Origin of the sequence: Burkholderia sp. NLJ2, from assembly GCF_049487195.1 — a bacterium.
Taxonomy (GTDB): domain Bacteria; phylum Pseudomonadota; class Gammaproteobacteria; order Burkholderiales; family Burkholderiaceae; genus Burkholderia; species Burkholderia pyrrocinia.
Window position 1 is genome coordinate 174015 of record NZ_CP137809.1, and the last position, 12197, is coordinate 186211.

The window sequence follows — 12197 nt, forward strand, 5'->3', positions numbered from 1 at the left end:
GTGGTCGCGAGGCGAGGAAGGTCGCCCCGGCAAACCAGGATCATAACTTGAAGGAATCGGCCGTACTCATGACCCAATCGAACCAACCCGCAGACGCGAACGTCGTCGAGACGACAGAACTCGATCTCGCATCGGTTCTCGATATCCTGCTCGACAACCGGCTGTTGATCGCTGCGATTGCCGCGGTATTCATCTTCATCAGCGGGCTGTACGCGCTACTCGTGACGCCGATCTACGAGTCGAACATCCTGGTTCAGATCGAGGACAGCCCGGATGCATCGGCGGCAAAGGATCTGCTCGGCACGTTGTCGACGATGTTCGACGTCAAATCGACTGCCGATGCGGAAATCCAGATTCTCGGCTCGCGACTCGTCGTGTCGCGAGCGGTCGATAAGCTCAAGCTCTTTATCCATGCGAAGCCGCATCGCTTTCCGGTGATCGGCGGATGGCTTGCGCGTCGCCAGGACGGCCTGTCCGTGCCGGGACTCTTCGGTGTCGGCGGCTACACGTGGGGCAGGGAGTCGATCGACGTCGCGACATTCGACGTGCCGAAGCAACTCGAAGGCAAGCCGTACAAGCTCGTCGCGTTGGCAGGCGGCCGCTATGAACTGAGCGGTCCGGGCTTTGACCAGCCGGTCAACGGTCGTGTCGGGATGGCCGAGACGTTCCCGGCGTCGGCAGGCCCGATCACCCTCTTCGTGCGCGGAATCAACGGCACGGCAGGGGCGAGATTCGATCTTGTCCGCGAATCACGCATGGACACGATCGAAGACCTGCAGAAGCAACTGCGGATTCAGGAACTCGGCAAGCAGTCGGGCGTCATCAGCGCCACGCTTCGATCCGACGATCCGGTGCAGCTCAGCGCGATCCTGAACGAAATCGGCGATCAGTACGTCAGGCAAAACGTGGATCGGAAAGCCGCGCAAGCGGAGAACTCCCTGCAGTTCCTCGCCAGTCAGGAACCGAAGATGAAACGCGACCTTGAACAGGCCGAGAATCGGCTGAACGATTATCGGAACACGCACAAGGTCCTTGATCTGACGGAAGAAGGGAAATCCATTCTTGCGCAGTCGTCGGACGCAGAGCAGCAACTTTTCATGCTGAAGCAGAAGCGTCAGGAACTGTTGACGCGCTTTGGTCCCATGCATCCGGGCGTCGTGGCGATCGACGAGCAAATTGCCGGAGCGCTGGGCTATATCGTCGAACTGACGAATCAGATCAAGCGCATGCCGACCGCGCAACGCGATGCGATTCGACTCCAGCGCGATGTGCAGGTGAATACGGATCTCTACCTGGCGTTGAGGAACAACATCGAGCAATTGCGCCTGCTGAAGGCGGGGAAGATCGGCAGCGTTCGTCTCGTGGACACCGCTTCGTTGTCCGAGCGGCCGGTGTTTCCCAGGAAGACGATCGTGGTCGTCGTCGCGACGCTGCTGGGCCTGTTTTTCGGCGCGGGTGCGGCGTTCCTGCGTGACAAGCTCTTCACCGGTATCACGAACGTGCGCTCGCTGGAGACACACAGTGGATTGGCCGTCTATGCAACGGTTCCGCACAGCGAGCAGCAACGCAAGCTCGCGACCAACCTGGCGGATTCGACGGCAGCCGGTCAAGCGAGCCTGCTCGCGAATTTGTACCCGGGAGACCCGGCCGTCGAAAGTCTGCGCAGCCTGCGCACGGCACTTCAATTCGCGATGCTGGACGCCAATAACAACGTGGTGCTGTTGACGGGGCCGTCGCCAGGACTCGGCAAGTCGTTTGCGTCGGCCAATCTGGCAGTGGTGCTGGCCGAAAACAAGCGGGTCCTGCTGGTCGACGGCGACTTGCGTCGAGGTATTCTGAACAAGTACTTCGGCGAAGCGCGCGGGGCCGGCGTCGCGGATCTCATCGCGGGAACGCATTCCGCCGCCGACGTCATCCGCAGGACGAACGTGCCCAACCTCGATCTCGTGACGACGGGAACGCTGCCGCCGAATGCCGCGACCTTGCTGTTGAACAGGAACTGGCTTTCGTTCATACAGAGCGCATCCGCCGAATACGACATCGTGCTGATCGATTCGCCGCCGGTACTCGCCGTCGCGGACGCAGCCATCATGGCGACGATCGCGGGTACCGTCTTCCTGGTTGCACGCTTCGGCAAGACACGCGTCGGCGAAGTGATGGAGTCCGTCAAGCAGATGATGCAAAGCGGTTCGCGCGTGAACGGGCTGATCTTCAACGGAATGAAGACACGCGGCGGCAACTACAGGTATGGCGGAAAGTACGGAAGCTACCGATATGCTTCGTATAACTATGAAAATACTTAACCAGTTTCAAGAAGATCCTCATTTACGGGATTTCGGCTTGAAGCCGTGCTTCGCTTTGGGGGCGTATGTCTAATCTCAAATTCAAGATCGGGGTGATTGGCCTGGGGTATGTCGGCCTGCCGCTGGCCGTGGAATTCGGCAAGAAACTGCTGGTGGTCGGATTCGACATCAGTCGTGCGCGTGTCGATTCCCTGAACGAGGGGCGCGACACGACGCTCGAGGTGAGCGCGGAGGAGTTGGCGCAGGCCCGGCACCTGACGATCACCGCCGACGGAGGAGACCTCGCGGACTGCAATGTCTTCATCGTGACTGTTCCGACTCCGATCGACGAGCACAAGCAGCCGGACCTGCGCCACTTGATCGGTGCGAGCGAGACGGTCGGCCACGTACTCAAGAAGAACGACATCGTGATTTACGAATCGACGGTCTATCCCGGGGCCACGGAGGAAGTTTGCGTGCCCGTTCTCGAGCGCGTTTCGGGCCTGGCGTTCAACGTGGATTTCTTCGCGGGATACAGTCCCGAGAGGATCAATCCCGGTGACAGGATCCACCGGCTGCCGCTGATCCGCAAGGTGACTTCCGGTTCGACGCCGGAAGTGGCGGATACCGTCGACGGACTGTACAGGGAGATCATCGTTGCCGGCACGCACAAGGCGCCGAGCATTCGCGTGGCCGAGGCGGCGAAGGTGATCGAGAACACGCAACGCGATGTCAATATCGCGCTGGTCAACGAATTGGCGATCATCTTCAACAAGATGGGCATCGACACCGAGTCGGTGCTCGCCGCGGCCGGCACCAAGTGGAATTTCGTCCCGTTCGTTCCGGGCCTTGTCGGCGGGCACTGTATCGGCGTCGACCCTTACTATCTGACGCACAAGGCGCAGTCGATCGGATACAACCCGGAAATCATCCTGGCCGGACGCAGGTTGAACGACGGAATGGGGCGGTATGTGGTGGCCCAGCTCGTCAAGGCAATGACGAAGCGGCGCATCCATATTCAGGGCGCACGCGTGCTGGTCCTGGGGCTGACCTTCAAGGAAAACTGCCCCGATCTGCGGAACAGCCGGGTCGTCGACATCATCAAGGAACTCGCGGAGTACAGCGTCAACGTCGACGTCTATGACCCGTGGGTATCGAAAGAGGCCGCGCGGAAGGAATACGGCATCGATCCGATCGATCGACCGTTCAAGAACAAATACGATGCCATCGTGCTGGCGGTCGCCCATCGGGAGTTTGCCGAGTTCGGCGCGGACGCCATTCACGAATTCGGCAGGCCCGACCACGTCTTCTACGATCTGAAGTTCGTCTTTCACATGGATTCGACCGATATTCGTCTGTAAGACATAACCGTTCAATCCGCTTCCGGTCAATTCGACCCGACACCGACATGTCCGACTGCTACGCCAGAACCAGCCAAGCGCTGAAACAGGATCCGAAGACCTGGCTCGTTACGGGCGTGGCCGGGTTCATCGGTTCGAATCTGCTCGAGCGATTGCTGAACCTCGATCAGCAGGTTGTCGGCCTGGACAATTTGTCGACGGGCTATCGACGTAACCTCGACGAGGTCCGCGGCCTCGTCACGCCGGACCAATGGCGTCGCTTCCGACTCATCGAAGGTGACATCCGTTCGATCGAGGATTGCCGGAATGCGTGCAGTGGCGTGGACCATGTGCTTCACGAGGCGGCGCTCGGTTCGGTGCCGCGTTCGCTCATCGATCCGATTGCCACGAACGAAGTCAACGTGAGCGGTTTTCTGAACATGCTGGTGGCTGGTCGCGATGCCGGGGTCAAGAGTTTCACGTATGCGGCATCGAGTTCGACCTATGGCGATCATCCGGGCTTGCCGAAGGTCGAGGACCGGATCGGCAAGCCGTTGTCTCCCTACGCGGTGACGAAGTGCGTGAACGAGATGTACGCGGAAGTCTTTGCGCGGAACTACGGGTTCCGGACGATCGGCTTGCGGTATTTCAACGTATTCGGAAAGCGTCAGGATCCGGATGGCGCTTACGCCGCCGTGATTCCGAAATGGACGATTGCGCTCATTCGGAACGAGCCTGTGTTCATCAACGGCGATGGCGAAACGAGTCGCGATTTCTGTTTCGTCGATAACGTCGTTGAAGCGAATCTTCTCGCCGCGACGGCAGACGATGCGAGCAAGAACGAGGTTTACAACGTGGCGATCGGCGATCGGACGACGCTGAACGAGCTGTTCGACGCGTTGCAGGCGGCATTGGTGAAGAACGGTATCCGGAACGACGCGCGTCCTGCTTACCGGGACTTTCGTACCGGGGACGTAAGGCACTCGCAAGCAAGCATCGACAAAGCAAGAAGACTGTTGCGTTATGGCGGTTCGGTTCGCCTGTCCGATGGAATCGAGCGCGCGATGCCTTGGTATATCGACTATCTGGGGTGAATGCGGACGTTTGGGGGATCGTGGCCGATCCACCGGGCGAGACGACTTTCACGCACGTTTTCGGATTCACGGGCCCTCGGCCTGTTTCAGAGCGCATACATTGACACCCGTAATCGACCGAATCGGCAGCCGTTTGTCGGCAGTTCATGCCGATCACAAGCGCATCCTGCGCAGCGCGATGCTCGTTTCCTTGTTCGTGCTTGTCGGCAAGTCGGCAGGCGCAATGAAGGAAATGGTCATTGCGTATCGCTACGGCATCGGCGCAACGGTCGACGCGTACCAACTCACACTCACGATGATGACGTGGGTGCCGGGGACCGTGGCGACGGTATTGGGTGTCGTGCTCGTCCCGACGCTGGTTCGCCTGCAGAAGCTCCCGGAAAGGGAGCGAACGCTGTTTCTGGGCGAATTGCAGGGAGCGAGCCTGGTGCTGGGCGTCCTGCTTGCCGGCACGCTTTACGGTGCATGGGATGCTGTCCTGGCGGTGATGGATGCCCATTTGCCGTACCAGACGGCCGAGCTGTCCCGTGAAATGGCGCGGGGCATGTCGTTCATTTCATTCTTTACGTTGCTGATCTGCGTGTCGGGCGCACGCCTGCAAGCGCGCGAGCGTCACGTCAATACGTTGCTGGAATGCATTCCGGCGGGCGTGCTCCTCGTCTGGATAGTGCTCACGCCGAACAGGAACACCGCTGTCCCGCTGACTTGGGGCACGACAACGGGCTTCCTGCTGCAAGCGGCCTGCGTGACCGTGCTGGCCTCTCGTGCCGACGGAATCCGCCCGGGCCTGCGCTTTGGTTTCCGGTCTTCGCAATGGCGGACCCTGTATCGCGCGCTTGGGGTCTTCATGGTGGGGCAGATGGTGATGAGCCTCGTCACGCCGATGGACCAGTATTTTGTCGCGAACCTTGGCAGCGGCGCGATCGCAACGCTCGGCTACGCCAATCGGATGTTGGGCCTGCTGATGAGCATGGGCGCGCTCGCGATCGGCCGGGCGACGCTGCCCGTTTTCGCGGACATCCTGAACAGCGCCGACCCGGACAGGGCACGCACAACGGCGTTCAAGTGGGCAGCGGTGATGTTCGTCGGTGGCGGTCTTGTTGCGATCGTGGGCTGGCTGGGCGCGCCGCAGGGCGTGCGGTTGATGTTCCAGCACGGTGCTTTCAGTGCACATGACACGCTCGCGGTATCGGCCCTTGTCGGATGGGGGTTGATCCAGCTTCCGTTTTATTTCGCCGTGCTCGTCCTGGTTCAGTGCTTCGCCAGCGAAGGGCGCTTTCGGGCGATGGCCGCGATTGCGATGATCAATTTCGGCGTGAAGGCGCTCGGCGATTACGTATTGATTGGCTGGATGGGTATCGCTGGCGTCCTGCTCGCGAGCGCGCTGATGCATGCGTCGTCGCTGGGCTGCTACCTCGTCCTCTCGAGAACGGACGCCAAATGCCGATGAAGATAGTGTTGCTCAATCACTCCATGCGTTGCGGCGGAGCCGAGCGCGTCACGGCCAATCTCGCCAACCATTGGGCCGAGCGCGGATGTGATGTCGCGGTCGCGACATTCGTATCCGCGGACGCGGATTTCTACAAACTGGACAGTCGGGTGGCGCGTGTCGACCTGGCGTTGGCGGGCGCTTCATCAGGGGTGCTTCGCGGAATGCTCGCGAACGTCAGGCGTCTCGCGGCCGTTCGCCGGCTCTTCAAGGATCGGCGCCCCGATGTCGTGATCGGGGTGATGACGGTGCCGTCCGTTCTTTGCATACTCGGCGGTATCGGGTTACGGCTGAAAGTGATCGCCACCGAGCACAATCATCCGCCGATGCTTCGCATGAATGCGGTATGGGAGACGCTGCGGCGCCTCACGTTCAGGCACGCGGATGCCGTGGTCGCACTGACGGCGGAGACCGGCGCATGGCTTGCGCGTCAATGCAGGTGCCGGAACGTGAGCATCATTCCCAATCCTGTTGCGTTGCCGATGGAGGTCATGGAGCCTCGACTTGCGCCAGCGGACACGATATCGGCCGATACGCGGCTGTTGTTGGCCGTTGGGCGCCTGACACCGCAAAAGGGATTCGATCTGCTGATTCGGGCATTCGAAAGGATTCGCGAACGTGGGCCAGGCTGGATACTCGTCATTCTCGGCGAGGGGGAAGCACGCGGGACGCTGCAATCGGCGATCTCGAAGCATGGACTGGATGACCTGGTCCTGATGCCGGGCAGAGCCGGAAATATCGGGGAGTGGTACGGCCGTGCCGACCTCTACGTGATGAGTTCCCGATTCGAGGGGTTGCCGATGACGCTGATGGAAGCGATGGGAAGCGGGTGCGCGGCAGTGAGTTTCGACTGCGACGTGGGGCCGCGGGACATCATTCGTGACGGCATCGACGGTTTGCTGGTGTGTCCGGCCGGTGACGTCGGTGCGCTCGCCGACGCTTTGCTGAAGTTGATGGTCGACACTCGGGAGCGGGAGCGAATGGCGAGCATGGCGAACGACGTGGCTGCGAGATTCGCACCGTCGCGCATCCTTCCGCTTTGGGAGCAAGTTTTCTTGAGCATGGGCCTGAGCGGTGCCGATCATGGGCGCCCGCCGCGGCGGGCGACATGTGAAACGGATTCCCGTGCGGCTGAACATTCCCGCGACAAGACACAGCTGCGATGAAACTCTTCATCTCGCAAGACAAAATCGCGATCTCGATCGACAAAAGATGGATGCGGCCGTCGGCATTCGCTTTTGTCGGACTGGCTGGCGTGGTCCTGAGCATCATGGTGGTTGGCGACAGAAGCCAGCTTCTCGATCAGGACAATTACATCAATTACTTCCGCCTGACCGACATCGGCTGGTTCACGGACATATGGGCCGACAGATCGTCGTTCCTGAGCTTTGCCATCAGCATGATGACGGAGGAACTCGGCTGGCGAACCTGGGTGTTGGCGATCAACGCGCTGGGTGTGGACCCGGAGGATGGCGTGCGGATCACGGTCGTGGTGCTCAACGTCGCGATGATCTCGGCACTCTGGAATACGCGACGTCCGATACTGGATTTGTGTCTATGGGCGGTGATCCCGGTCGGTCTGGCGACGATGGGGCTGTTCCAGATCCGGCAAGGCATGGCGTTTGCCGTTGCCATGTACGTCGCGCTGCGGTGGAAGCGTCCGGCAACCGGCGCCTTGATCGCGGGAACCATTCACACGACCTTCGCGTTCCCGGCACTGCTTCTGTTGGTTGCCCGGTTGTTGCGACGGCGGGGGGCGATTGTCTCCGCATCCGCGAGCGCCGGCGCCGGGTTGCTGCTTGCCCTCGCATCGCCGTTGTTGTTCGCGACAGTCGGGGGGCGGCGCGTCGACGAGTATCGCGATCTCGAACGCATGTTCAACGCGACTTACGTGCTGGCGCTGCTCATATATTCGATTGTGCCTGCAATGATCATTCATCGATGGTTTCTCGACAAGCAGCAGGACGTTCACGAGTTGGTCATCGATCAGATCGCGGTGATGCACGTCGGGCTGATCGTTTTTCTGGTCACGTCGTTTTTTGTCTTTCCTTTTGCGATGAGCCGGATTGGCTACTATGCGCCGGCCATGATAGCCATCCTTTTGCCCGAGACAAAGGTGAAGCAGCCACTCGGGTTGTTGCTGTTGTCCGCAGTCGTGACGATGGTCATGTACGACGCCATCAAGAATTATTTCGCCGGGGTCTACGCCTTTTTCCTGTAGCGGAATCGGGCGACAACTCGCGGGTCTGCCGCGACAAGTCGGCGAGCGTGGAGATTGCATCGCGAATGGCGATGAGACGGGTGAGGCCAACCAGATGGATTCGATGCCCAGGACGGCGCTTCGGTTGCATTGTTGCAGTCGGGATGCTAGCGGCCGCGAGCGATACGAGCACCTCGGCGGTGCGCGTCACCGTTCGGCGATATTGGGTGTCGCGACACGATTCGGACAACCAAGGACACGACCAATGACAATCAAGTTGCGTGCGAAGGTGGCCACGAACAAGCCGACGGCCGTTGCCCTTGGGGCAGCGTTGGCATTTTCCCTGCCGGCCGGTGCGGCGGGCTCGCCGGTGCTGACGTCGATGGGTGTGTCCGGCGGGCTTGTGATTCCATACGGATTCACGCTGCCCGAAGGGACATTCGAGGGGCAATACAACAACTACATCGATCCGCGGTACGGGAAGAACACGACGAGTTCCGACATCGTCTGGGGCGCGGTCGGCCTGTTTCCGTACGTGGAGGTATCGGGCGGCCTGGCGGACTACCCCGGCAACGTGCGCACGACGGTGCCGGGCTACGACCATTTCGTGCTTCGGCACCTGATGGCGAACGCGAAGGTTTCGATTCCGAAGTTCTTCGCATACCAGCCCGATATCGCGATCGGCATCAACGACGTCGGCGGGCAGACGCATTTCTTCCGGTCCACCTACGGCGTCGTGTCGCAGGCGCTCGGGCCCGCGACACTGACGGTCGGCTACGGGCACGGCGACCGGCTCGACGGTGTGTTCGGCGGCGCCGAGCTCCGGCTGTGGCAAACGGGGCTGTCGCTGCTCGCGGAACACGATTCGAAAACGCCGTATGCGGGGATACGTTACCAGTCGCCGCCGATCAGGTGGCTCGCCGACGCGAGCCTCGTCGGCACCGTGACACGCTCGCTCAAGCATACGGACGGGGTCGCGCCGCGCACGTCGTTTGCGATCGGCGTGCAAATTCCGCTCGGCAAGCGGTTCGACGCGACGCGTTGCAGCAAGGGCTTGTGCGACGGTGCGCCGGATGCGGCGGCGAATGCGGCATCGCCCGGCGGCGTTCACGCCGCGGACGGCGATGCGCTGCAACCGGCCGCCGTGCTCGCGCCGCTGGGCACGTTCACGCGCGTCGAGCCGACCGCATTGATGCCCGCAGCGGCGGATGCAGCGCGAGGTGACGTGGCCATGCCATCGCTTCGCACGGCGCCCGCAATCGTGCCGACCGTCGCGCCGGCAATCCAGGCGGTGCCTGATCCAGCGGCGCTCGACACGATCGTGGGCGTGTTGACGGACGCGGGGCTCGAGCGCGTGCGGGCCGGCGTTGCGGGCACGGATCTCGTCGTCGAATACGAAAACCACCGCTACAACCAGAACGAGGCGGACGCGTTGGGCATCGCGCTCGGCGCGGCCGCGCAGTACGCGCCAAAGGGCATCGAGACCGTGCGCGTCGTGATCAAGAAGGCGAACGAGCCGGTGGGCGAGGTGAGCGTCGACCGGACGGACTACGCGCAATTCGTCGCGGGCGGCGCATCGACAACGGCCGGCACGTCGCTGTCGATGCGCATGCAGCCAACACATGACGCGGATTCGATCGCATGGTCGGGCAACGCGCGCAAGCATGGACTCGTGCGGATCCAGATCGCACCCGTCACGTCCTACCTGTACGGCACGGAGTACGGCAACTTCGATTACTCGATCGGCGCGAACCTTCAGGGATTCGTGCCGCTGTGGCGCGGTGCGGAACTGTATTCGAGCGTGATCGTGCCGATCGCGAACAGCAAGAACATGGACGACGGCCACGTGTACGACCGGTATCGCCTGCGCGGAGGACTGTCGACGGTCGCGCTCGTGCAGAGCTTCTGGATCGCGCCACGCGTGTTCAACGTGACCGCGCTCGGCAAGTTCGACCACCAGTACCTCGGCATCGAGAACGAGACGACCGCATTCGTGCCGGGCCGCCCTGACGTCGTGCGGCTGAAGCTCGCGTATCTGCATCGCGAGCCGGGCAAGGACGCGCTGCCGGCGGAGAAGAACGCGCTGCTCACGTACCGGTGGGTCGAGCCCGCGTGGAAGATGTGGATCGAGGCGGGCGTCGCGCGCTATGTGGGCGGCGACAAGGGACCGCTGATCACGTTGACGCGCTGGTTCGACGACGTTTCGTTCAGCGTGCAGGGCTGGCACAGCGGGCGCGGTTCGTTCGCCGGGGCATCGGTCAGCTTCCCGCTGACGCCGCGCCAGGGCATGAGGCCGGGGATCGTGCAGGTCAACGGCGCCGAGCAGTTCTCGCTCAATTTCCGCACGCGCATCGGATCGACGAACTACCTGTCGCAGGACGGTGCCGAGAACCTCGGCTTTGCCTACAACACGCAGCAATTCGTTCTCAACCGGGGGCGCTTCAGCGCCGAATACTTTGCGACACAGCTTTACCGGATGCGCGACGCGTACAAGCGCTATGCACCATCCGCACGCGCTGTGCCGCCCGCCACGCAGGCGGCGCAGCTACCGGGAAGTGCCCCACGGCCCCAGACGGGGCTGTGACGCAGGCATTCAATGAGCGAGGGACCGGGGGGCCCCTGGCGGATCGAGTCGACCTACTGGAGAAAATCGATGAAGACGATGAAGAAGGCGGCACTGAGAGCATGGCAGACCGGGATGGTTGCGCTCGCGGCGGGCACGCTCGTGGGATGTGGCGGGGGCAGCGACAGCAACAGCACGACGCCTTCGAATGCGTCGAAGGCCACGATCAGCGGCACGGCCGCGACCGGTGCACCGATGGCGAACGCGGCGATCACGATCGCCTGCAAGAGCGGCAACGGTTCGGGGACGGCCGACGCAAACGGTGCCTTCTCGATCTCGTTCGTGTTCGCGGGACCGTGCGCGATCACGGGGACGGACGGGACGACCACGCAGCACTCGTTCGCGAGCGGCGGCGGCACGTTCAACGTGACGCCGTTGACCGAAATGCTGCTGACCTTCATGGCGGCGCAACTCGGCACGGACCTGAACGGGCTGCTGACGGGCCTCACGACCAATCCGACGTATCAGGGCGCGTTGACGAGTCCATCGGCCGTCGCGTCGGCGCAGAACGGGGTCATCCAGACCATCAAGAACGAAACGGGCGTCACGGTGTCGGCGTCCTCGTTTCTGACGACGCCATTCAAGCCCGGCCAGGCCGGCCAGGATACGGACCTCGAAACCTTGAAGTCCAACGGCGCGCTCACGAGCACCGGCCAGCCGTCCCCGACGTTGCTCGACAAGGTGAAGACGGCCGGCGCGGCGGCTGGCAAGCCGACCGGCGGCACCGGCGGCAGCGGCGGCAGCGGCAACCCGGCGTAACGGTACTTGCGTGAAGCCTGAGCGCGGCATGCGGCGATGCCGCCCGGACGCTCAGGTGATCGGCCACTGGAGGATGACGATCCCGTCGTTGTAGTTGCTGTCGGCGCCGTCCTCGGCGCCGAGCCAGCCGAGCCACGCCTGGTCGCCCGCGGCGAGCGGCGCGAGGCGCGCATCGGTCGCGGATTTCCTGCCGTTGGCCGATGCGTCGATCCGGATCTTGCCGCCTTTCGAGTTCAGCGTGAACTGCCTGACGCCGTCGTTGCCGTTGCCGACGAACGACGCGGCCGGTTCCGGCGCGTCGTCGATGAACAGCTTCAGGTCCTGCCGGTCGGCGGCATTCGCGTAGAAGATCGCCTTGAAGGCGGTATTCAGCGGCAGGTTGAAGTTGCCGTCTCGGTCCACGACGGCTA

The 12197-nt window shown here is 62.3% G+C and carries 9 protein-coding genes; 8 read left to right on the forward strand and 1 reads right to left on the reverse strand.

Features of this window, described 5'->3' with window-relative positions:
• Window positions 1-68 precede the first annotated feature (68 nt).
• The 8 genes from R9B84_RS17430 to R9B84_RS17465 all read left to right on the forward strand — a co-directional run bounded on the left by R9B84_RS17430 (window position 69) and on the right by R9B84_RS17465 (window position 11787).
• Window positions 69-2303 (forward strand): polysaccharide biosynthesis tyrosine autokinase, encoded by a 2235-nt coding sequence (locus R9B84_RS17430; RefSeq protein WP_423760623.1) that lies wholly within the window; start codon window positions 69-71, stop codon window positions 2301-2303.
• A gap of 65 nt (window positions 2304-2368) precedes the next feature.
• Entirely contained in the window at window positions 2369-3643 is a 1275-nt protein-coding gene (tviB, locus tag R9B84_RS17435) for a Vi polysaccharide biosynthesis UDP-N-acetylglucosamine C-6 dehydrogenase TviB (protein ID WP_423760624.1), read from the forward strand.
• Between the two features lie 47 nt (window positions 3644-3690).
• The gene (locus R9B84_RS17440; RefSeq protein ID WP_423760625.1) at window positions 3691-4716 is read left to right on the forward strand and encodes an NAD-dependent epimerase/dehydratase family protein; all 1026 of its coding nucleotides are present in this window, start codon (window positions 3691-3693) and stop codon (window positions 4714-4716) included.
• Between the two features lie 100 nt (window positions 4717-4816).
• Window positions 4817-6166 carry a murein biosynthesis integral membrane protein MurJ gene (gene murJ, locus R9B84_RS17445; protein WP_423760626.1) on the forward strand — a complete coding sequence of 450 codons (1350 nt, stop codon included), beginning with the start codon at window positions 4817-4819 and terminating at the stop codon, window positions 6164-6166.
• Window positions 6157-7371 carry a glycosyltransferase family 4 protein gene (locus R9B84_RS17450; protein WP_423760627.1) on the forward strand — a complete coding sequence of 405 codons (1215 nt, stop codon included), beginning with the start codon at window positions 6157-6159 and terminating at the stop codon, window positions 7369-7371. Before murJ ends, R9B84_RS17450 begins: the two co-directional genes overlap by 10 nt.
• Window positions 7368-8426 carry a hypothetical protein gene (locus R9B84_RS17455; RefSeq protein WP_423760628.1) on the forward strand — a complete coding sequence of 353 codons (1059 nt, stop codon included), beginning with the start codon at window positions 7368-7370 and terminating at the stop codon, window positions 8424-8426. The genes R9B84_RS17450 and R9B84_RS17455 overlap by 4 nt, the downstream gene beginning before the upstream one ends.
• A 244-nt stretch (window positions 8427-8670) precedes the next feature.
• Window positions 8671-10989 (forward strand): YjbH domain-containing protein, encoded by a 2319-nt coding sequence (locus tag R9B84_RS17460; protein WP_423760629.1) that lies wholly within the window; start codon window positions 8671-8673, stop codon window positions 10987-10989.
• A gap of 69 nt (window positions 10990-11058) precedes the next feature.
• A complete protein-coding gene (locus R9B84_RS17465; RefSeq protein ID WP_423760630.1) occupies window positions 11059-11787 on the forward strand; it encodes a carboxypeptidase-like regulatory domain-containing protein in 729 nt (242 codons plus the stop codon).
• A gap of 51 nt (window positions 11788-11838) precedes the next feature.
• On the opposite strand, the gene R9B84_RS17470 is transcribed toward R9B84_RS17465, so the two are convergent.
• Window positions 11839-12189 carry a fucose-binding lectin II gene (locus R9B84_RS17470; RefSeq protein WP_423760631.1) on the reverse strand — a complete coding sequence of 117 codons (351 nt, stop codon included), beginning with the start codon at window positions 12187-12189 and terminating at the stop codon, window positions 11839-11841.
• Window positions 12190-12197: the final 8 nt, after the last annotated feature.

Coding starts and splice junctions, on each gene's coding strand:
- R9B84_RS17430 (WP_423760623.1), top strand. CDS start 69: ATGACCCAATCGAACCAACCCGCAGACGCGAACGTCGTCGAGACGACA.
- tviB (WP_423760624.1), top strand. CDS start 2,369: ATGTCTAATCTCAAATTCAAGATCGGGGTGATTGGCCTGGGGTATGTC.
- R9B84_RS17440 (WP_423760625.1), top strand. CDS start 3,691: ATGTCCGACTGCTACGCCAGAACCAGCCAAGCGCTGAAACAGGATCCG.
- R9B84_RS17450 (WP_423760627.1), top strand. CDS start 6,157: ATGCCGATGAAGATAGTGTTGCTCAATCACTCCATGCGTTGCGGCGGA.
- R9B84_RS17455 (WP_423760628.1), top strand. CDS start 7,368: ATGAAACTCTTCATCTCGCAAGACAAAATCGCGATCTCGATCGACAAA.
- R9B84_RS17460 (WP_423760629.1), top strand. CDS start 8,671: ATGACAATCAAGTTGCGTGCGAAGGTGGCCACGAACAAGCCGACGGCC.
- R9B84_RS17465 (WP_423760630.1), top strand. CDS start 11,059: ATGAAGACGATGAAGAAGGCGGCACTGAGAGCATGGCAGACCGGGATG.